The organism is Chryseobacterium sp. KCF3-3 (assembly GCF_045865955.1).
GTDB lineage: Bacteria > Bacteroidota > Bacteroidia > Flavobacteriales > Weeksellaceae > Chryseobacterium.
Genome location: NZ_AP035792.1, coordinates 1,980,553 through 2,000,746 on the forward strand (window position 1 = coordinate 1,980,553; position 20,194 = coordinate 2,000,746).

A 20,194-nucleotide genomic window follows, 5' to 3' on the forward strand; every position below is an offset into this window, starting at 1 on the left:
GACGGTTTATTTTATGTTGACTAATACTTGAATTTTTCCAATCTCTTTTTGGTCATAATCCTGAAGTGCTTTTCCGATGACCTGGCCAATTTTTACCTTTTTAAGATTGGCTTTCATGGCAACTCCCGCTTTAGATGAAGTCACCAGGAGATCTCCTCTTTTTATGTTTCCGTTCTCAAGGCATACTTTGGTTGGAATGACACCAATGACACCCATTGGCGCTTTATTGGAAATATCAATATCGATATGTTCTTCTGTAAGCAATACACCAGGTTTAGTAGCATACACTCCGGCAACAAGAGTAGAGTAGGGAGTTGATGATTTTTCAACCGTTCTGTCTGCTTTTGTTGAGATAACCAGAATATCACCAGGCTCATATTCCGAAATGTTTCCGTTGACATCAAAAGCTTCAGCAACGTCAGCACCACTGTTTTGTGTACCGCCGTTGAAAAATCCTTTTCCTGTATTATCGATACGGGCAACATTTACGGTTCCCGGGTTTCCTGATTTAAACAAAGCCAAAGATCCTGCACTATGAGTTTCTACGGTAAGGGCTGCATTGGTATTAGATGTATTAAAATTCACAAATCTTGCGGCTCGTCCATTACTGAAATTAGGAACCCATGCAAAAATGGCACTTCCTGTCCCATCTACAGTGGTTTCAACTCCATCTCCGCCATTTGAGGCATTGGCTGTGATACCATTTCCATTTCCGTCAGCAATAGCAACTAATGCCGGGCCATTTCCGGCAGGATTGCTTGCATGAAATAACCCTGCAAATCCTCCAGTTCCGGAAGATACTCCATAGATTCCGGCTGTTCCAAAATTGGCGAATTGGGAATTGACTTCTCCTTTTACCGCAGGAGATGTTCCGGTAACTTTGTCTACTTTAAAATTTCCACCAATACCGTTTCCTACAGTTGTTACTGTGATCACATCGCTGGTGTTGGATTCATTAAAAATATTAAATCGTCCCGCACGTCCGGTGGCAAAAGAAGGAACCCATGCATAAAGAGCATTTCCGGCACCATCAATATTGGTTTCTACACCGTTACCATCTTTTCCTGCATTGGCGGTGATGGCATTTCCGTTCCCATCAGTCAGAGCAATCAATGAAGCTCCGTTTCCGGCAGGGTTTGATGCATAAAATAAACCGGCACGTCCTCCGGTTCCTGAAGAAACTCCAAATACAGCGGCTGCACCAAAATTCCCGAAAATAGTATTTACTTCTCCTCTTACTGCTGCCCCCACACTATTCGTATTGTCAACAATAAAAGAGGCTGCATTCCCTTGAGTATTATCCGGAATATTTCCGTTTCCATTCGTTTCTACCTCAAAAGTATTCCCTGTTGTATTGGTTTGATTGAAATTTTCAAATCGTCCCGCACGGCCGGTACTGTTATTTAAACCTACCTGTCCGTATACACCGATACCAGTTCCTGATGTATTAGTAGCCACAAATCCTCTCACACCATATCCACCTCCATCATTACGGCCCACAACCGCTCCGGCAATATCACTGGTGGTTCTTCCCACAACCGCTTCACCTGCTCCGGTATTGTCTCCTATAATCCCTGCAGATGACTGGGAAGAGGTGATCCCATGAGCCCCGAATCCTCCTGCGGTAGAACTTAGTATTCCCGCTCCAGTACCTGTGGTAGAAACATTGATAACGGTTCCGTTCCCTACAGTAGATGCGGTAAGAACACTATTGGCATTGGCATTGTTGACGATAGAAATATTGGCAGCAATACCATTGTTACTGGTGGCATTTAAACCCGTTCCTGTATTACTGTTTGCATAAACACCATATCCGTTTCCACTGGAATTTCCGTAGACTCCCAAGCCATTTGGAGTAACACCATATACGCCCCAGCCGCTTCCGGCCTGGCTTCCCCATACTCCAATTCCCAGTCCGCCGGTTCCGTTATTGATACCACGTACTGCTGAAGAAAATCCTCCAGGGGCTGTATTGCTTACAATTCCTCTTACAGCAGCAATACTGGATGTGGTTGTGCTGTTAACTCCTTCCACTGAAGTTCCATCACCATCATTGATTAATGAAAATAAAGTGGAAGCATTATTTACCGTATTGGAGTAGGGAATCGTAAAGCTTCCTCCGCTCACTCCGGCAGATTTAGCATACAAAGCATAAGGTACGCTTAGTAACTGGCTGGTTCCTACTATGGTATAGTTGGTTCCGCCCGCTGGATCTGTTTCTGTTTTTAAATAATAGCTTGCTGAAGACCAGTCGATTGTAGCGAATGTTCCGGTAAGGATTGTTCCTGTTCCTATTTCGAGACTAACAAGTCCGTTGGCATTGGTATTTCCGGTAAGTCTTTCAGAATAAACGGCAGCTCCGGCAGGAGATCCCTGTAGTATGCTTACTTTCACGGCAATTCCTTGATTGGCTAAGAGTTGTCCGGAACCGTTTCTCATGACAGCTTGGTAGCTCATTTTTTCCGGAGCCTGGGACAGTCCCATAAAGAAACCTGTCAGGATCCAAAACACTGATAATATTTTTTTCATGGCGTTTTATTTTTTAATGATTTTAAAAGTTTTGATATTTTCTCCATTTTGAGTAATCCTGATAATGTACATAGCAGAAGGAAGTGAGGAGAAATTAAGCTCAGATTTTGATTGTGAGATCTTATCTTTTTTTACCAGTTTGCCCTGGGCATCGAATAACTGGTATTCTGACCCTTTAAAACTATTTGACGTAAAATCTAAATACAAATAATCTCTGAAAGGATTAGGATAGAGCAAAATGCCATTCTGTTCAGAAGGATTTTCAATAGTGGTAAGGGTGATAATTTCGTAAGGCTGCTGAACGCCTTCCAGAACTTGTCCTGTTCCTTTTTCCAGATAGGTGGTCTGACCTACACTGTACGAAACAAAACCATTAACTGCTGATGCATCCAATCCCGTTGCCAAAACTACAGCCTGAGCGTGCAGTATGGGGATGGAAAATACAGACAGAATAATACAATAAATAGATATTCTTTCCATGGATAACAGTTTTGGTGATTAATAGATATGTGTTTTTCTTGGGGAATTTGGGAAGACTAAATTACCACCTCTCTCAATCAATTGGAAAGAAAATAGACCAACGGCAGAAATAATCGACCAATGGCATTTTGTGAATTATGGTTAGGTTTTTTTAAAGATTGAAAAAAGAAAGATTATCCTTGTAAGTGCGGCCAATAGGGAGTTTTATGTGATGTGCAAGCTCTATTTCATGACAACTTTTTCCCCGGATAAGATGGCGTGGGACAGCGTAGCTTCTGTGTATTCTGACAAAAGAATCAAAAAAGTTTTTTTGCAGAAGATTTCCCAAAGAATTTAAAATACAGTGATTTTTTTCAAGAGTGATAATTCTTGTATAATCTTTCAGAGCTTCCAGATAGAGAATATCTTTCATTTTAATCTGATGAATATGGCCTCCTTCTTTTATTTTGATGCAGTTTTCTCCCACCATAGCATCATAACATTCACATTTTTCCTTTACTTCAAAAAAATCAAAAAGCTTTTCCATGGAATGATGAAAGCGTTCTGCAGTGAGGGGTTTGGTAATAAAATCTAAAGTATTAATCTCAAAAGCTCCGGCAGCCAGCTCAGGATGTGAGCTTACGAAAATGCACGCAGGAATCTTATGGGCTAATGTGCGGAGTTCAAGACCACTCATGCCCTTTAAATTAGTTTCGGTAATCAGGAGATCGGCAGGAAGGTCAAGATAGGGAACCGCCTTTTCTGCAGAGTCGAAAGTGGCAACAATTTCAATGTTTTGATATTGCCTGATATAATGCTGAAGAACCAGCCTGTCCAGTTCATCATCATCAATAATCATACATCTAATATGGGTAATCATGATATTCCGGAGATTAGTTTTTTAATTTAAATATTTAAAAATCAGAATTTTATTATATAAAGTTATTGATTTTTTATATATCATTCATCGGTAAACTTAAATTTATATTAAAATATGTTATTAAATAAAAATTGATTTTGTTTTTTTTCTGAAAAATATTAACTTGTAAAAATCATAAACATAGACAGAACTTAATGTTAGAAAAGAAAGAACATAACTATGAGAAAGCAGTCTTGGTGGGTGTTATTACACAGAATCAGGATGAAGAAAAACTGACGGAGTATTTAGATGAACTGGAGTTTTTAGCTTTCACAGCAGGAGCAACCGTACAAAAACGTTTTACCCAAAAACTAACTCAGCCGGATTCCAAAACCTTTATCGGAAGCGGAAAAGCTATTGAGATAAAAGAATATGTAAAAGAAAATGAGATCGGAACCGTAATTTTCGATGATGAACTCTCTCCTTCACAGCTTAAAAACCTGGAAAGAGATATGGAAGTTAAGATCCTGGACCGTACCAATCTTATTCTTGATATTTTTGCCCAAAGAGCACAGACTTCTTATGCAAGAACTCAGGTGGAACTGGCACAATATCAGTATCTTTTACCTCGATTAACAAGAATGTGGACCCACCTTGAGCGTCAGAAAGGAGGTATTGGGATGAGAGGTCCCGGTGAAACGGAAATTGAAACTGACCGTCGTATTATCCGTGACAGAATTACCTTGTTGAAAGAGAAACTGAAGACGATTGACAAGCAGATGGCTACTCAGCGTAACAACCGTGGAAAAGTGGTTCGTGCGGCTTTGGTAGGATATACCAACGTAGGGAAATCTACTTTGATGAATTCTATTTCAAAATCTGAGGTTTTTGCGGAAAATAAACTATTTGCAACCCTTGATACCACAGTAAGAAAAGTGGTGATTGGAAATCTTCCGTTTTTGTTGACAGACACAGTAGGATTCATCAGAAAACTACCTACTCAGCTTGTAGAATCATTCAAATCTACTTTGGATGAGGTTCGTGAAGCTGATCTTTTGATTCATGTGGTGGATATTTCTCACGAAAGCTTTGAAGATCACATAGAATCTGTAAATCATATCCTGATGGAGATCAATGCACATCAGAAACCAATGATTATGATTTTCAACAAAATTGATGATTTCAGCTATGAGAAAAAGGATGAAGATGATCTTACACCTACTACCCGTAAAAATATTTCTCTGGAAGAATGGAAAAAAACATGGATGGCAAAATCTAAGTATCCAACGGTTTTCATCTCTGCATTAACGAAGGAAAACTTCCCGGAAATGAAGAAAATGATTTATGATGAGGTGATGAAAATTCATATTTCCAGATTCCCATACAACGATTTCCTTTTCGAATATTTCGATAACGACGAAGAAGAAAGCAACAATTAATGAAATACCACCTTTTTCTTTTATTTATCCTGTTTTCGGTTTTTGGATTCAGCCAGAAATCCAAAATTGATTTAAAAGCTATTGAGAAAAGTCTCAGGACTTCCGATTCTCCGTACAATTACGACAAGCTTATTTTCAAATTTAAAGGATATCCTAAATCTCTGGACAGTATAGAATCTCAATATCTGTACTACGGAAGAAATTTTAGAAACGATAAAATAAGTACATCAGATGATAGTTTTAAAAGTCTGGTAGAAGCTTTTAAACAAAACAATTTTGCTGATTGCATCAAGCAGGGAAAAGCTTTGTATGATAAAGATCCTACCAATCTGGATGTGCTGCTGATTCTTCTCAGGGCTTATGATTCTGTAAAGGATGGAAATAACTTTATCCATCATCTGAATCAATTCCGTACACTTACTGAAGGGATAAGAAGTTCGGGAGACGGAAAGTCAGAAAAAACAGCCTATGTCGTCAATTCTGTAGGAGATGAATACATTCTGCTGAATATTCTGAATATAGGACAGGACTACACAAGAAGTTCAAAAGCTTCTAAAGATGCCATGTTTGACATCTGGGAAAAGGATGGGAATCAAATTTATATCAAAATACTCTATTTGGAACTAACCAATTAATCTTAAAATAAAAACACTTAGTGGAATTATATTATTCATTTTCAGCATTAATCGTATTAGCATCAATATTTGCCTATCTTAACTATAGGTTTTTAAAACTTCCAAGTACTATCGGAATTATGGTGATCGCCATTGTAGTATCAATTTTTCTGGTACTGTTTGGAGAAACGGTTCTTCCGAGAACTTTCGGACATCTTCACAACCTTATGAATGGTATCGATTTCACGGAGGTGTTGATGGGTGCTATGCTTAATTTTCTACTCTTTGCAGGGGGAATCCATATTAATATTAATGACCTGAAAGAACAGTTCAGACCTGTAGTGATATTTTCCACAGTAGGTGTTGTAATTTCTACTTTTGTGGTAGGATTCGGAATGTTTTATCTGCTTCCTTATGTAGGGGTAAAACTTCCTTTTATCTATTGTCTTGTTTTTGGAGCCTTGATTTCACCTACCGATCCGGTAGCAGTTCTGAGTGTACTGAAACAAGCTAAGGTATCCAAATCACTGGAAACAAAAGTAGCTGGAGAGTCTCTTTTCAATGACGGTATGGCGGTTGTGGTGTTTACAGTTATTTTACAACTGGCGATTGGAAAAGAAGTGGATCTGAGTGTTGAAACAATCGGATTGCTTCTGCTTAAAGAAGCCGGGGGAGGACTTTTACTTGGAGTGCTGTTAGGATGGGTTACTTCAAGATTGATGCGTGAAGTGGATGATTATATTATTTCCGTATTAGTAACACTTTCTGTTGTCATGGGAGGGTATCTTATTGCCCGTCAAATGCATATTTCCGGTCCATTGACGATGGTTGCTGCAGGATTGTTTATGGGGAATTTCAACAGAAGTTTCAAAATGAAATCAGTTACTCAGGACTATCTGATTAAATTCTGGGAATTGATTGATGAAATCCTGAACGCGGTATTATTCCTGTTCATCGGATTTGAACTTTTGATGATTAAAGATCTCAGACATTTCATGATTCCGGGCGTAGTTGCTATTGTGGTCGTTCTGTTTGCAAGATTTATTTCTATCTGGGGGCCTACAAAATTTACTTCCCTGAGAAGAAGTTTCAGTCCGCAGACGGTAAAAGTTCTGGTTTGGGGAGGAATTCGGGGAGGAGTTTCCATTGCCCTGGCGATGTCTATTCCTAAAAGTGAATACAGTGAAATTATTTTAAGTATTACCTATTGCGTTGTCGTATTCTCCATCATTGTTCAGGGGCTTACCATTGCTAAGGTGGCGAATCCTAATAAGATTGCCAAAGAAGAGGAGGAGCAGGAAAATATTGCTGTAGAAGAAAACGCTTAAATTGTCATATGAGCATCATTAAAGAAATACAGGAAGCACTTGCTGTTTTATCCATTCCTGAAAAGGCGGAATTTTTTCCAAGATTCTTTAAAACAGGAAAAGGTGAATATGGCGAAGGCGACTTGTTTCTGGGAGTGAAAGTTCCGGATCAACGTTCTGTGGCCAAAGAATATTATTCGAAAATAGATTTAAAAGAACTCAGTACATTACTTTCTTCAAAATACCACGAGCACAGGCTGACAGCTCTTTTTATGCTGATTTCAAAGTTTGAGAAAACAAAAGATAAATTAGTAAAAGAAGAAGTGGTCGCTTTTTACCTGAACCATCTTCCTTATGTGAACAACTGGGATCTGGTAGATTCTACCTGTTATAAGATTTTAGGAAGGTATGTTTTTGAAAATCAGAAAGAAAGTCTTCTTGTAGAGCTTTCGAAATCTGAGGAAATGTGGCATAAGAGAATTGCTGTAGTGGGAACTATGCACTATATAAAAAAGGGTTCATTTGATCTGACCAAAGAATTTGTTATCAGAAATCTGAAACATCCTCATGATTTGATGCACAAAGCAAACGGTTGGTTGCTAAGGGAAATGGGAAATAAAAATGAAGGTGAGCTGATCAGCTTTCTGAATTTATATTACAAAGAAATGCCGAGAACCTGTCTTCGGTATGCTATTGAAAAACTGGATGAAGATCTTCGTCAGGATTATCTTAAAGGACGAGTTTAAAAAATAATATACGGAAATAGTACCGTATTTTCCCCCAAAAAAGTACCGGGAAACAGCTATTTATGCCCAAAAAATCAAAGATTATAAGGATTTAAGGTCAGAATTGAGTAATTTTGTGCTTTTAAACCTAATCATGAAAAATTTTCTCAGATTATTTCTTCTATGTATTCCTTTGCTGTTCCTGACAAGCTGTTTTGATATTCTTGATAAAGTGAATATAAAAGCTGACGGAACAGGAGAATATACCATTATTCTTAATGCCAGCAAGAGCAAAACAAGACTTGCCTCTATCTCAAAGATGGAAACCATCAACGGAAAAAAAGTTCCTAAAAAGGCAGAAATTGAAAATAAAATCAATGAAGCTGCCAAAATCTTTAAAGCAACACCAGGAATCAGTAATGTGAAAACATCTATGGACTTTGATAATTACATCATCAAGCTGAGCTGTAATTTCAAAAAAATTGAAAACATTAATGCAGGTCTTGAAAAACTGAAAACCCAGAAAATATTGGGTAAAATGGTTCCAACTCAGGTTTACAGCCAAAATCTTGAGAAAAAGACCTTGACAAGGAATAAGGTCAATACTTTCAAGGCTGATTATGACAAGATGAGTAAGGGGGATAAAGAAGTTTTTAACGATGCTCGGTATACTTCCATCATGCAGTTTGAAAATCCGGTGAAATCACAATCGAATACTGCTTACGTGCTTTCTCCCAACAAAAAGGCTCTTAAACTGGAAGCAGATATCCTGGATTTAATCCTTCAGAAAAAACAAATACAAAACACCATTCTTTTTCAATAAATTTCTAAACTATAGTCATGAAATCTATCTTTTTAAAAACGCAAACAATTATTTTCGTTCTCTTTGGCTTTACATTGATTTTAGCCCAAAACAGCATGAAAATTCCTTCCGATGCCGTATTTTATATGGAAGTTAACGGAAAACAGCTTAATAATAAAATCAACTGGAATAAACTGAATCCTTTGCTGCATGAGCTCAGCAAAAAGAGCAAAGAAAATCTTTCATGGACAGATTATTCCAAAACAGGAATCAAATACGATGCTGTTCAATACCATTATGCAAGTTTTAATGACTCTATTAAAGCCTATAATACCCATTTTATCATTGATAATAAGGAAAAGTTTCAGGAGTTCATTAACTCTGTGAAGAAAAAAGGCCAGGAGGTTTCCAGCAGAAAGAACTATTCTTATGTAGATATCAACGATGATATTTTTGTAGCGTGGAACGGAAGCCGTGCTGTTCTGAGCATGATCAGCTATACAAAAACTTATAAGGATCTTTGGGCAGAGGAAGCAGTTGCAGACAGTACTGCTGTTGCAGTGGTTGATTCCGCTTATGCAGAGCCGGGAGATACAGTGTATACAGAAGAACCGGAAAAACCTTTTGATTATAAAGAAGAAATCAAAAGTCTGAAGGATGATATCAAGTATCTGAAAGAAAGTATAAAAGATAACAACAACGAGATTGCAAGAATTCAGAAGGATATCAAATATCTGGAGAAACATCATAAATATCCTGCAGAGAAAGAAACTGCTGAAAATTCTGAAAACGGAGAAGAAATGCCTGAAGATGCTTATGATGAAGAAGAAGAAGAAAAAGCTTTTCAGAAAGAACAGGATTCTATCCGCAGAGAAAACTTCAGGGTTGTTAAAAAGAACGCAGAAGATCGTTTTGACCAATATTTCAGTTCAAATTTAGAAATTGAAGTGCCTAAAGAAATGCTGTCATTCAGAGATGCCAATTCCGATGTTTTTGTCTACACAGATTATGGAAGGATTGTAAACGAAGGAATCTATGGAAAAATGACGAAGTATTACGGCTACGGACAGTTTTTCAAAAACATGTACAATTCCAACTATGCATACAATCTGTACTTTGATAAAGATAAAGTAAGACTGGTTAATAATTATCAGCACAAAAATGCTGACATTCAAAAGAATATTTCTGCCATTTATAAAGGGAAGAAAAACAAAAAACTGCTGGAACTGATCAATGAGAAAAGTGTTGGCTACTATGCCATGAATGTGAATGGTGCAAAATGTTTTGACATGATGTACAGTCTTCTTCAGAATTCCGGAGAAAACGAGTACAAAAAAGAAATGGAGCTGATCATGGAAACCATGAAAATTGTACTGGATGAAGAAGCGATTACCAAAATTGCCCCTGGAAACGGAATCTTTGTTTTGAATGAATTGAAATCCAAAACCGTAGAATATACCGATTATGAATATGATGCAGATTTTAATGAAAAAGAAGTAAAGAAAACCAAAGAAATCGCTGTTCCTAACTTCACTTTCGCTTTTGCAACAGAGAATGAAGGGTATTGGAACCGTATTTTTGATTTGCTGACAACCAACAAAAAACTGTCCAAGAGATTTTCTAAAAAAGGAAACCTTTACACCTTTAAAGAAGAGAAAAACGGAGGATATGTAGATCAGTTGTTTTTTACTGTAAAAGATGGAGTAGTATACCTGATGAGTGCTGCAGATAATAATTTACCGGTAAGCCAATCTGATATTTCCAGAAAATGGGCCAAAGACTCCGCTAAATATCCATTGTCCGGCAGACTGGATATCCAGAAGCTTTTAACAGGATTAGATAAAGAATTCAAAAGTCCGAAAGAAAGAAAAACATTAGAGGCGATCAAAAAAAATGTAGGAGAGCTGTATTATAAAACTGAAGTAAAAGGAGAAAGTATCCAGACTGAGATGAACTATAACATCAAAGATTCTTCAGAAAACAGCTTAATGTATTTCTTTGATATATTCGATCAGGTTTTTAAAGCTAAAGAAACAGAAAAGAAGCCTCAAATTTTATAGATGAAGAAAAAGAAGATTATTGTCCCGTTATTTTTATTGCTGGCTGTTGCAGTATATTTTGTAGCTTTTCACAAAGATAAAAGCCTTCAATATATTCCTGATAATACAGATGCAGTGGTCTTAATTGACACGAAGAAATTAACGGGACAATACCTCTTCAGTTTGGCAACCCATCCCTCAAAATGGTCCGGAAGCAAAGCAAAGAGTAAAACCTCCGGTTCACTGAAAGATGCAGGAATCAGAATTCCGGATTTTCTGCAGATATTCCACGTCAAAGACACTAAATTTTCAGAATGGTACAGTGTTTTAGAACTTAAAGATTCGCAAAAATTCATCACCTATTTAAAGAAGCAAAACTTTGTTGCCAAAGGAAATAACCGTTTTCAGAAGGAACAGTTTTTCTTTATGATAGATGGAAATTATTGTATTGCAGGAACTTCAGATCATGCTTTTGAAACCCTTCAAAAAAAGCTTCTTCAGAATTCTGTACACCATGTTTGGGAGGCAGACCGTTTTATTCAAAATACATTGGGAAGTATTTCATTCATTTCGGGAGGGAAAATTCATAACTTTTCTATCGACTTAAATGATGATGAAATTGAGATTAAAAATAACTCAGATCTTCAGACTTTTAATACAATTGCTTCAAAGCTTCAGAAAGGAAATCAATTTCTGGAACTGGAGTTAGACAAAGAAAACATCAAAAACTTTACCCGTTTTTTTAATAAGAGTGTAGCAGATTCCTCACAGGCTGTTTCCTTAAAAGCCGCTGCAAATCTCGAGCAGGTTAATGATACCATTATCAGTTATGAATATGATGATAATTTCAATGAAGTTGAAAAGAAGACTTTCCAAAAAATTACCCAACCGAATTATACCATTGATATTACAAGTAATGATCCCGAAAAGACCTGGGAATACTTTCAGTCTAAAAAGTGGATCAATGAAGAAAATCAATTCACGGCAATTCCTTTTCAGCCCAATGAAATCAAAAGGAATAATAAAGGGGTCATCATAAAGTCAACCCGAAAATCCGTATCATTATCTCCCCAGCTCAAAGAAAATTACCTGCTGATCAGAAATAATGCTTTGCTGTATTCTTCTTTGAAAACATTGAGTAACACTGAGAAAAAGATCATTTCTGATATCGATTACGTGTTGTATGGGAACAAGGCTCAGAATTATTGGCTAAAAATAAAAGCGAAGAAAGGAGAATTACCCTTAATTTTACGGTGGTAAGCATAGAACCCGAATAAAATTTTCATTAATGGCTCCATCAGACATCGCATTGCTCAAAACTTTTACTCATTATTTTTTACATCTCGTTTTTCCGGTTTTTATTGCATTGGTTTTTTATCGTAAAAATTGGAAAAAGGCATATTTTATTCTTCTTGCTACCATGCTGGTAGATCTGGATCATCTTTTTGCCAATCCTATTTTTGATCCGTCAAGGGGAAGCATAGGTTTTCATTTTTTACATTCTTATTATGCCATTGCGGTGTATTTTTTGCTGCTGTTCTTTAAAGGAAATATAAGGATTATAGGAATTGGGCTTCTGTTTCATATGTTCACGGATTATCAGGACTTTAACTTCTGGCCTCATTAAAATATCATTAATATTTTCTTTTAATATTGAAATTATTATAGATTTTTTGTATTTTGTAGTCAAGATATGAGACTAAAAGAACTTTTACATTATACCTATATTTTTCCTATTCTGGCGGTAGGATACTACTTTTCCGGATTGATGGGAAGTGGTGTTCTTTACGATATTCTTGCCGGTATTTTATTAATCGGAAGCGTTTTATCAGCAGTGCATCATGCTGAAGTTGTGGCTCATAAAGTAGGAGAGCCTTTCGGAACCATTATCCTGGCACTTTGTATCACCATTATTGAAGTGGCGCTTATCATCTCGCTGATGGTTGCCGGCGGAGATCAGGCGATCACGCTGGCCAGAGATACTGTTTTTGCTGCTGTAATGCTTATTCTCAACGGAATTCTGGGAATATGTATTTTAGTAGGTGGCGTTAAATATCATGAACAGTTCTTTGCAAGAACTTCAGCAACTACTTATCTGGTGAGTATTGTTTCCATTCTGGTACTTACCCTTGTTCTTCCCAATTTTACTTCGAGTGTCAACGGACCATTCTATAACGAAGCTCAGCTTATTTTTATATCCATCGCATGTCTTGCCATTTATGGGGTTTTCCTGATGGTGCAGACTGTGCGTCACAGAAGTTATTTTATTGTTCCTGATGAGCATCCTGAAGAGCATTATATACCTTCATTACCCAAAACACTTATCAGCTTTGTCTTTCTAGTGATTTGCCTTGTGATTGTTGTACTGATGGCCAAAGGATTGTCTGATACAATAGAGGGAATGGTGCAAAGTCTTGGAGCTCCAAAATCTCTGGTTGGGGTAATTATTGCTGCTGTAGTTCTTCTTCCTGAAGGCGTTGCAGCGATCCGTGCAGCAAGAGCCAATCAAATTCAGTCCAGTTTGAATCTGGCATTGGGTTCAGCTCTGGCAAGTATCGGTCTCACTATTCCTGCGGTTTCAGCGGTATGCATTATGTATGATATCCCACTGGTATTAGGATTGGATAAAAAAGACATTATTCTGCTTTCTTTATCCGTATTTATTGTGATGCTCTCTTTAAGTCGTGGAAAAACAAATATCCTGTACGGGACTGTTCTGTTGGTGAATCTGGCAGCCTATATCTTTACGGTAATTGTTCCTTAAGAAGAAAAGTACAAAATTACAAATCAGTCTATCTGTAAAAAAAATCCGGGAATTTAACCTCGATATCTATATCCCGTACCCCGAATCCCGTATCACTATAATCTTCTCGCCAACTCCATTTTGAAAGCCATCAGTTTGGCTATATTCTCGGATTTATAGATTGCCATATCAGCATTTTCGCCTACGAAATTTTCCTCAATGGTAGTACGCCAAAGCAGCAGCCATCGGTCGAAGTGTTTTTGCTCCATAGCCTGTATCTCATTAATCGGGAAGTGGACACCCATTGGATTTCCTTTATAGCTCATCTGCCCAAAAAGAATAGACTCCCAGAAAGAATACATTTTAGGAAGATGTTTGTCCCAATCTACTTGAGCAATATCATTAAAAAAGAATCCAATGGTTTCATCTTTAACAACTTTGTTGTAAAATGAATTGACAAGGTGTTCAATATCTTCTCTTGACTCCAGTTTTTTCATACCTCAAATGTACTCCAAAATCAAATTAAAACTCAAATGAATCAATTGATAAAATTCATCAAAACAATATTTTATCTTTGCATCAGAATTAGCAGAAAAACGAAATTCGTATAACCAGCTCAAAAACAAATGATATAGAATGACAGGAGGATTCAGAAAAAAAATCCGTCAGAAAAATGCGGAGAACAGTGGTTTCGGAACCAATGCCTCAGGAAGGTTCATCAATAAAGATGGTCTCCCGAATGTTCAGCGAAGAGGAGTGAATGTTTTTAACAGGCTAAGCTGGTATCACACCATGCTGAATTTATCCTCATTTCGTTTTATTTCTTATCTGGTGGTTGCTTATATTCTCATTAATCTTCTGTTTGCCATGATCTATTACCTGATTGGGGTAGAGCATCTTACAGGAATAGATAAGAGTGATCCACTCAATGAATTTATTGATGTCTTTTTCTTCAGTTCCCAGACATTTACTACGGTTGGCTATGGAAGAATCGCTCCGGTAGGATTTTTGGCAAGTCTTGTAGCAACTTTTGAAGCTTTTCTGGGATTGCTTACCTTTGCCATTGCAACCGGGCTTTTTTACGGAAGATTTTCAAGACCGAGGGCATACTTAAGATTTTCTGATATAGCAGTTATCGCTCCTTTTCAGGAATCTTCAGCATTAATGTTCAGGCTTGCTCCCTATAAAAATAATGCATTGACGGATGCAGACGTTATTATATCGGTAGCTATTGAAGTTGTGGAAAACGGGGTTGCCAAAAGTAATTTTTACAGACTTACCACGCAGATGGGCAAGATCAATACATTGGCCCTCAACTGGACTGTAGTGCATAAAATTGATGAAAACTCTCCGTTTTACGGTTTTTCTGAAGAAGATTTTAAAAATACAGATCTTGAGCTTATCGTACAGGTACGCGCATTTGACGAAGTCTTTTCAAATACGGTGGTTCAAAGATCTTCGTATACTACAGGAGAAATTGTATACGGAGCCAAATTTGTTCCGATGTATTATCCAAACAAAGAAAATCTCTCAACGGTACTGGATCTGGATAAAATTAACGAGTATAAAAAAGAAGAACTTCCGGAGTCCGTGAGAAACAAAGAATAAATGGATTTAGATTTTTATAAAAAACAAGCGATACAAAAGCAGAAAGAACACAAGAAATTTTTGGACGGATTAAAGAAAAAACCGCCCAAAAATCTCGATTATATAGTGCAGGAAACCCATGATGAAGTTTTTGAAGAAATAGATTGTCTGCAGTGTGCCAATTGCTGCAAAACAACTGGGCCTCTCTATACCGAAAAAGATATTGAGAGAATTTCCAAACATCTCCGAATGAAGTCTGCAGACTTTGAAGCAAAGTTTTTAAGAGTAGATGAAGATAATGATAAAGTATTGCAGAATCTTCCCTGTTTTTTTCTGAACAACGATAATACATGTTCTATCTACGACGTAAGGCCAAAAGCCTGTCGTGAATATCCTCATACAGACCGTAAAAAGATTTATCAGATCAATAATTTGATGCTGAAAAATACTGTTATCTGTCCTGCAGCATTTGAATTCGTAGAAAAAATGATGAAGAATGTGACGAAGTAAACCTAAGACGGGGAGCTGGATGATAGGAATGGGAAGTCTTGATAATAAACCGTTTTAGCTAATATTTTCACTGAAATAAACTTCCTGCTTCCAGCATCACTCTTCAAGCCCAATCATCCGAACTCATTTTTCCAAATTCCTCTTAAATAATTATAAAGTACGTTAAATAAGTCTTTTACACATAATTTTATAAATGATGCCTCGTTTAAGTTAAACAATCATTTAAATATTACATTATGAAAAAGTTATTTTTAACGGCAGCGTTTACATTAGTCGGAGTAATCGCAGTATCAGCACAATCAACACCACAAAAGCCGGCCGATACTTCTACTAATAACACTACGACAACTCAAACTCAACAACCGAATACACAGACTACAAGTCCTTCGGATCAGAAGAATCAACAGGAAAAGTCACCTGCCACTACAATGGAAACTGCACCTGCAACGGATCCATCAGTAAGTACAACGCCTACTGATGCCACTAAACCTGCAGATGCTCCTAAAGAAGAGAAGAAAGACAAAAAGAAGAAAAAGTAAAGCACTTTAGCAAACACTAGTCGGAATCCTGAAATCTTGTATTTCAGGATTTTTTTTGTTCAATTTCTTCCACTCTGAACAATAAAATCCTGGTGATCAGATCCAGCGGCAGCTTTTCAGTGATGGGAAATTGAACGGCTCCTTTTGAAAACTTATATTTTCTTTCTTCAAAGTCTTTTTCAAAATTGTGGATGCCTTCAGCTCCGGGATAGAAGCCGATATGCTTTTTATATCCTGCAAAATAAATCAAAGGCTTTCCTTTGTAACGGAATGCGGGCATCTGATACCCGATATATTCTTCCAGATCCGGAACCTGAGAATGAATTGCTTTTCTGAGTTCAAGCAATTTTTTCTGTACATCTATCGGGAACAGAAGGATGTATTCATCAATATTTTTAAAGGTGTTTTTCATCATATAAAAATAAAAAAAGCACTGCATATAGCAGCGCTTTCTCCTTTCACTTTTTACTTTTTTCCCATTATCCCGGGAACAGGCTATATCAAAAAAGGTCGGGAGTTTTTCCCAACCTTTGTTTTTTTGTTACACAACTCCTTGAGCCAACATTGCTTCTGCTACTTTTACGAAGCCGGCAATATTTGCACCTTTTACGTAGTTTACATAACCGTCTTCGTCTTTTCCGTAGTCTCTACAAGCTTTGTGGATACCGATCATGATTTCCTTTAATCTTGCATCAACTTCTTCAGAAGTCCAGTTAAGACGGATAGAGTTCTGAGTCATTTCTAATCCTGATGTAGCAACACCTCCAGCGTTGGAAGCCTTACCAGGAGAGAATAATACTTTATTGTCTAAGAAATAGTTGATTGCATCTAGTGTAGAAGGCATGTTAGCCGCTTCAGTTACACAGATACATCCGTTTTCAACTAATTTTCTTGCATCATCTAAATCTAGTTCATTTTGAGTTGCAGAAGGGAAAGCTACGTCACACTTCACATCCCAAGGACGTTTTCCAGCATGGAACTCGGCAGATGGATATTTTTTAGCATAGTCTTCAGCTCTGTTGTTTCCTGAAGATCTAAGTTCTAATAAATAATCGATCTTTTCTCCGCTGATACCATCTTTATCATAGATGTATCCGTCTGGTCCAGAGATTGTTACTACTTTAGCACCTAGTTCAGTTGCTTTTTTGATAACTCCCCAAGCTACGTTTCCGAAACCTGATACTGTTACAATTTTATCCTGGAAATTTTGTCCGATCGTTTTAAGCATCTGCTCTGCGAAGTATACAACACCGTATCCTGTAGCTTCAGGACGGATTAATGAACCTCCATAAGCAAGACCTTTTCCTGTAAGAACTCCGGTAAACTCATTTCTGATTTTCTTGTACTGTCCGAATAAATATCCGATTTCTCTTGCTCCAACACCGATATCTCCTGCAGGTACGTCTGTTTCAGGACCGATGTGCTTGCATAATTCTGTCATGAAAGCCTGGCAGAAACGCATTACTTCCATATCAGATTTTCCTTGTGGATCGAAATCTGAACCTCCTTTACCACCTCCCATTGGAAGAGTTGTCAAAGAGTTTTTGAATACTTGTTCGAACGCCAGGAACTTAAGAACTGATAAGTTTACAGTAGGGTGGAAACGGATTCCTCCTTTGTATGGTCCAATAGCAGAGTTCATTTGAATTCTGAAACCTCTGTTAACCTGAATTTCTCCTTTGTCATCAACCCATGGAACTCTGAAAATAATAATTCTTTCAGCTTCAGCCATTCTTTCAAGCAGCTTCATTCCGGTATATTCTTTTTTAGTAGCAATGAATGGAATTACTGTTACGGCAACTTCTTTTACAGCCTGTAAAAATTCCGGTTCGTTAGGATTTTTTGCTTCAATTTTTGCAATAAACTCTTGGATTTTCTGGTCAATATTATATTGTTCCATATATTAAGGTTGAATATTATTGTCAACAAATTTAATTTTTTTTTCAAGATTCACAACACTGTATTTCAACATTGTTAAAAATTAAATAATAATGTTTCGTAATATTATTAAATTGATAATTTATGATCAAATTTTATTAAAAATGAAATGTTATGTGTGAAATAATGCAATATTAAGAAATCGTTAAATATCAAATTGCTATAAATTGCCTCCCGGAAAACGATTTTACTTTCCCTAAAAGTTCCAATTCTAAAATTATTGGCAAAATTTTGTGAGTAGAAACTTCAATTTTCTGTGACAGATCATCCAGAGAAATCTGAGGATGGTCTTTGATAGATTGATATATTAAATTCTGACTATCAGACAATTGTATGCTTTTCTCGCTGTGGGGAAATAACTCTTCCATTTTTTCTTTCGGATCATTTAATCCGAGGAGTCCGATAAGATCTTTTATGGTAGAAATAGCGGTTGCTTTATTGTGGAAAATCAGCTGATTACATCCCTGGCTGCTGCTTTCCGTGATTTTTCCAGGGAGTGCAAAAACATCACGGTTATAATCATTGGCAAAGGCTGCTGTGCTCACAGAACCTCCTCCAAAACCGGTTTCCACTACAATAGTTGCAGGAGATATTCCTGCCACGATTCTGTTTCTTTGGATGAAGTTTTCCCGGTCAGGTTTTCTGGAAGAGCTGAACTCCGTTATTAATGCACCTCCTTCCTGTAAAATTTTTTCAGAAAGTTTTCTGTTTGTTGCCGGATATAAATATTGAAAACCATGTGCAAGAACTGCTACAGTGGGTTTTTGATGACAAATAGACTGTTCGTGAACTTCTTTATCAACTCCTAAAGCAAGACCGCTTACAGATGTATATTTTGAAGATTGTGTTGCTTTGAAGAAGTCTTCAATAAACTGTTTTCCATAAGTTGTCATATTTCGGGTTCCTACAATACTTACTTTTGGTTGTGTATTCCCGATATTCCCTTTTTGATAAAGAATAGCCGGTGCATCATTACATTCATTGAGTAGAGAAGGGATTTCTTTGAGATGTTTTAACCTGATTTGAATATTATTTTTTTCGCAAAAATTTAATTCTTCTTCTGCGAATTTCAAATGAGACTTATTTCCAATATCTGAAACTGTTTTCTGTCCTATCCCTTCCAGTTGTTTATACTCTTTTTTTGCTCTTTTCCAGGCTTCCTGAGCGCTTCCGAAAGTACGGATAAGTTTATGAAAATGAATATCGCCAATCTGGCTGCATTCGCGGAGGGCGATGGCATATAAGTATTCTTCGGAGGTCATGTGTGTTTTTTTTCAAATGTAATGAAATAAGTTTTATCTTTTTCTCAATTCATCCAAATGATCCCATATATCATCCTTTTTCTTGTAAGGAAGCTCCATAAAGTCTTCAGGATGATTTTCTTTGTATTCCTGCCACAATTTATCATCTTTTTCGCTGTAATAATTCGGAAACTCCCAGATGAACTTTTTCTTCTTTTCGCCAACATTTTTAAAGGCAAATGCAATAATACTGCCTACTACCGCTCCGGAAAGATGGGCCTGCCATGAAATTTTACTCGGTTCCTGCATATTGTAAAACAATTCTTCAGGAAGCATACCCCAGATCAAACTGCCATAATAAAGCACAACAAGCATTGAAATTGTGAGAAGTTTCGTATTCCATTTAAATACCCCGCTGAAGAATAGGAAAAAAGCGAGTACATAAACTACACCACTGGCTCCGATGGTACAAGTGTACATATATTCACCAGTAAGGATATCAATAGGAGGAAGAAGCCATACCAAAAGTCCCGTTGCCAGCCAGCCGATGATAAAGACTTTGTTGGCAACCAATGGATAAAACTGATACAGCAAAAACATAAGGGCTGCTATGGGAATAGAATTTCCTATAATATGATCAATATTTCCATGTAAAAGGGGAGAGGTAACCACGCCAAGCAATCCCTCAGGTAAGAGAGGAATAATGGCTCCAAAACAGCTTTGAAAAAAGCCCTGCATTTGTAAAAAATACCCGAACCACATCGCTGAAAGCATCAGCAATGGGTATATAACCGCTCTTTTGGAAATTACATTTTTGAACATGTGGATTTTACGTCAAATCAAAAGCCAATAATAAATTTCGG

General features: G+C 37.1%; 20 protein-coding genes. 12 read left to right on the forward strand and 8 right to left on the reverse strand.

Translation table 11 applies throughout. From position 1 onward, the window contains the following. Window positions 1-6: 6 nt before the first annotated feature. The 3 genes from ACKTTZ_RS08890 to ACKTTZ_RS08900 form a co-directional block, all read right to left on the reverse strand. Window positions 7-2,529, reverse strand: coding sequence for a collagen-like protein (locus ACKTTZ_RS08890; RefSeq protein WP_253315920.1), 2,523 nt, complete (start codon window positions 2,527-2,529; stop codon window positions 7-9). A 6-nt stretch (window positions 2,530-2,535) separates the two neighbouring features. Continuing rightward, entirely contained in the window at window positions 2,536-3,009 is a 474-nt protein-coding gene (locus ACKTTZ_RS08895) for a T9SS type A sorting domain-containing protein (protein WP_034691891.1), read from the reverse strand. Window positions 3,010-3,160: 151 nt separating this feature from the next. Continuing rightward, window positions 3,161-3,868 carry a LytR/AlgR family response regulator transcription factor gene (locus tag ACKTTZ_RS08900; RefSeq protein ID WP_407848420.1) on the reverse strand — a complete coding sequence of 236 codons (708 nt, stop codon included), beginning with the start codon at window positions 3,866-3,868 and terminating at the stop codon, window positions 3,161-3,163. A gap of 194 nt (window positions 3,869-4,062) precedes the next feature. On the opposite strand from ACKTTZ_RS08900, the gene hflX reads away from it, so the two are divergent. From hflX to ACKTTZ_RS08945, 9 genes are all read left to right on the forward strand, one after another. Next, window positions 4,063-5,286, forward strand: coding sequence for a GTPase HflX (hflX, locus tag ACKTTZ_RS08905; protein ID WP_253315922.1), 1,224 nt, complete (start codon window positions 4,063-4,065; stop codon window positions 5,284-5,286). Next, window positions 5,286-5,921, forward strand: coding sequence for a DUF4919 domain-containing protein (locus ACKTTZ_RS08910; protein WP_034691880.1), 636 nt, complete (start codon window positions 5,286-5,288; stop codon window positions 5,919-5,921). Before hflX ends, ACKTTZ_RS08910 begins: the two co-directional genes overlap by 1 nt. A 20-nt stretch (window positions 5,922-5,941) precedes the next feature. Next, window positions 5,942-7,228, forward strand: a complete 1,287-nt coding sequence (locus tag ACKTTZ_RS08915) for a sodium:proton antiporter (RefSeq protein WP_034691877.1) — start codon at window positions 5,942-5,944, stop codon at window positions 7,226-7,228. Between the two features lie 8 nt (window positions 7,229-7,236). Then, a complete protein-coding gene (locus ACKTTZ_RS08920) occupies window positions 7,237-7,953 on the forward strand; it encodes a DNA alkylation repair protein (RefSeq protein WP_253315923.1) in 717 nt (238 codons plus the stop codon). Between the two features lie 133 nt (window positions 7,954-8,086). Next, entirely contained in the window at window positions 8,087-8,755 is a 669-nt protein-coding gene (locus ACKTTZ_RS08925) for a hypothetical protein (protein ID WP_034691871.1), read from the forward strand. Between the two features lie 17 nt (window positions 8,756-8,772). After that, entirely contained in the window at window positions 8,773-10,794 is a 2,022-nt protein-coding gene (locus ACKTTZ_RS08930) for a hypothetical protein (protein WP_407848424.1), read from the forward strand. After that, window positions 10,795-12,033, forward strand: a complete 1,239-nt coding sequence (locus ACKTTZ_RS08935; RefSeq protein WP_407848426.1) for a hypothetical protein — start codon at window positions 10,795-10,797, stop codon at window positions 12,031-12,033. A 28-nt stretch (window positions 12,034-12,061) separates the two neighbouring features. Further along, window positions 12,062-12,400, forward strand: a complete 339-nt coding sequence (locus ACKTTZ_RS08940; protein WP_034691863.1) for a DUF6122 family protein — start codon at window positions 12,062-12,064, stop codon at window positions 12,398-12,400. Between the two features lie 66 nt (window positions 12,401-12,466). After that, window positions 12,467-13,537 (forward strand): calcium:proton antiporter, encoded by a 1,071-nt coding sequence (locus tag ACKTTZ_RS08945; RefSeq protein ID WP_034691860.1) that lies wholly within the window; start codon window positions 12,467-12,469, stop codon window positions 13,535-13,537. A 95-nt stretch (window positions 13,538-13,632) separates the two neighbouring features. Here ACKTTZ_RS08945 and ACKTTZ_RS08950 read toward each other — a convergent pair whose 3' ends face one another. Beyond that, window positions 13,633-14,013 (reverse strand): group III truncated hemoglobin, encoded by a 381-nt coding sequence (locus tag ACKTTZ_RS08950; protein WP_034691857.1) that lies wholly within the window; start codon window positions 14,011-14,013, stop codon window positions 13,633-13,635. 139 nt (window positions 14,014-14,152) lie between these two features. On the opposite strand from ACKTTZ_RS08950, the gene ACKTTZ_RS08955 reads away from it, so the two are divergent. The 3 genes from ACKTTZ_RS08955 to ACKTTZ_RS08965 all read left to right on the forward strand — a co-directional run bounded on the left by ACKTTZ_RS08955 (window position 14,153) and on the right by ACKTTZ_RS08965 (window position 16,152). Next, on the forward strand, window positions 14,153-15,124 hold the full coding sequence (locus ACKTTZ_RS08955; protein ID WP_407848429.1) for an ion channel: 972 nt from the start codon (window positions 14,153-14,155) through the stop codon (window positions 15,122-15,124). Beyond that, entirely contained in the window at window positions 15,125-15,613 is a 489-nt protein-coding gene (locus ACKTTZ_RS08960) for a YkgJ family cysteine cluster protein (protein ID WP_079243811.1), read from the forward strand. Between the two features lie 236 nt (window positions 15,614-15,849). After that, window positions 15,850-16,152, forward strand: a complete 303-nt coding sequence (locus ACKTTZ_RS08965) for a hypothetical protein (protein ID WP_034691849.1) — start codon at window positions 15,850-15,852, stop codon at window positions 16,150-16,152. A 43-nt stretch (window positions 16,153-16,195) separates the two neighbouring features. Here ACKTTZ_RS08965 and ACKTTZ_RS08970 read toward each other — a convergent pair whose 3' ends face one another. The 4 genes from ACKTTZ_RS08970 to ACKTTZ_RS08985 form a co-directional block, all read right to left on the reverse strand. Continuing rightward, window positions 16,196-16,567, reverse strand: a complete 372-nt coding sequence (locus ACKTTZ_RS08970) for an iron chaperone (RefSeq protein WP_253315929.1) — start codon at window positions 16,565-16,567, stop codon at window positions 16,196-16,198. Window positions 16,568-16,693: 126 nt separating this feature from the next. Continuing rightward, the gene (gdhA, locus tag ACKTTZ_RS08975; RefSeq protein ID WP_034691843.1) at window positions 16,694-18,052 is read right to left on the reverse strand and encodes an NADP-specific glutamate dehydrogenase; all 1,359 of its coding nucleotides are present in this window, start codon (window positions 18,050-18,052) and stop codon (window positions 16,694-16,696) included. A gap of 190 nt (window positions 18,053-18,242) precedes the next feature. Then, window positions 18,243-19,352: a DNA-processing protein DprA gene (gene dprA / locus ACKTTZ_RS08980; RefSeq protein WP_407848433.1), complete on the reverse strand. Its 1,110-nt coding sequence runs from the start codon at window positions 19,350-19,352 to the stop codon at window positions 18,243-18,245. 33 nt (window positions 19,353-19,385) lie between these two features. Then, a complete protein-coding gene (locus ACKTTZ_RS08985; protein WP_079240009.1) occupies window positions 19,386-20,153 on the reverse strand; it encodes a rhomboid family intramembrane serine protease in 768 nt (255 codons plus the stop codon). Window positions 20,154-20,194 lie beyond the last annotated feature (41 nt).

Excerpts from the sequence above, each read along its gene's own strand:
- ACKTTZ_RS08890 (WP_253315920.1), bottom strand. The coding sequence starts at position 2,529 with ATGAAAAAAATATTATCAGTGTTTTGGATCCTGACAGGTTTCTTTATG.
- ACKTTZ_RS08895 (WP_034691891.1), bottom strand. The coding sequence starts at position 3,009 with ATGGAAAGAATATCTATTTATTGTATTATTCTGTCTGTATTTTCCATC.
- ACKTTZ_RS08900 (WP_407848420.1), bottom strand. The coding sequence starts at position 3,868 with ATGATTACCCATATTAGATGTATGATTATTGATGATGATGAACTGGAC.
- hflX (WP_253315922.1), top strand. The coding sequence starts at position 4,063 with ATGTTAGAAAAGAAAGAACATAACTATGAGAAAGCAGTCTTGGTGGGT.
- ACKTTZ_RS08910 (WP_034691880.1), top strand. The coding sequence starts at position 5,286 with ATGAAATACCACCTTTTTCTTTTATTTATCCTGTTTTCGGTTTTTGGA.
- ACKTTZ_RS08920 (WP_253315923.1), top strand. The coding sequence starts at position 7,237 with ATGAGCATCATTAAAGAAATACAGGAAGCACTTGCTGTTTTATCCATT.
- ACKTTZ_RS08925 (WP_034691871.1), top strand. The coding sequence starts at position 8,087 with ATGAAAAATTTTCTCAGATTATTTCTTCTATGTATTCCTTTGCTGTTC.
- ACKTTZ_RS08930 (WP_407848424.1), top strand. The coding sequence starts at position 8,773 with ATGAAATCTATCTTTTTAAAAACGCAAACAATTATTTTCGTTCTCTTT.
- ACKTTZ_RS08935 (WP_407848426.1), top strand. The coding sequence starts at position 10,795 with ATGAAGAAAAAGAAGATTATTGTCCCGTTATTTTTATTGCTGGCTGTT.
- ACKTTZ_RS08940 (WP_034691863.1), top strand. The coding sequence starts at position 12,062 with ATGGCTCCATCAGACATCGCATTGCTCAAAACTTTTACTCATTATTTT.
- ACKTTZ_RS08945 (WP_034691860.1), top strand. The coding sequence starts at position 12,467 with ATGAGACTAAAAGAACTTTTACATTATACCTATATTTTTCCTATTCTG.
- ACKTTZ_RS08950 (WP_034691857.1), bottom strand. The coding sequence starts at position 14,013 with ATGAAAAAACTGGAGTCAAGAGAAGATATTGAACACCTTGTCAATTCA.
- ACKTTZ_RS08955 (WP_407848429.1), top strand. The coding sequence starts at position 14,153 with ATGACAGGAGGATTCAGAAAAAAAATCCGTCAGAAAAATGCGGAGAAC.
- ACKTTZ_RS08960 (WP_079243811.1), top strand. The coding sequence starts at position 15,125 with ATGGATTTAGATTTTTATAAAAAACAAGCGATACAAAAGCAGAAAGAA.
- ACKTTZ_RS08965 (WP_034691849.1), top strand. The coding sequence starts at position 15,850 with ATGAAAAAGTTATTTTTAACGGCAGCGTTTACATTAGTCGGAGTAATC.
- ACKTTZ_RS08970 (WP_253315929.1), bottom strand. The coding sequence starts at position 16,567 with ATGATGAAAAACACCTTTAAAAATATTGATGAATACATCCTTCTGTTC.
- gdhA (WP_034691843.1), bottom strand. The coding sequence starts at position 18,052 with ATGGAACAATATAATATTGACCAGAAAATCCAAGAGTTTATTGCAAAA.
- dprA (WP_407848433.1), bottom strand. The coding sequence starts at position 19,352 with ATGACCTCCGAAGAATACTTATATGCCATCGCCCTCCGCGAATGCAGC.
- ACKTTZ_RS08985 (WP_079240009.1), bottom strand. The coding sequence starts at position 20,153 with ATGTTCAAAAATGTAATTTCCAAAAGAGCGGTTATATACCCATTGCTG.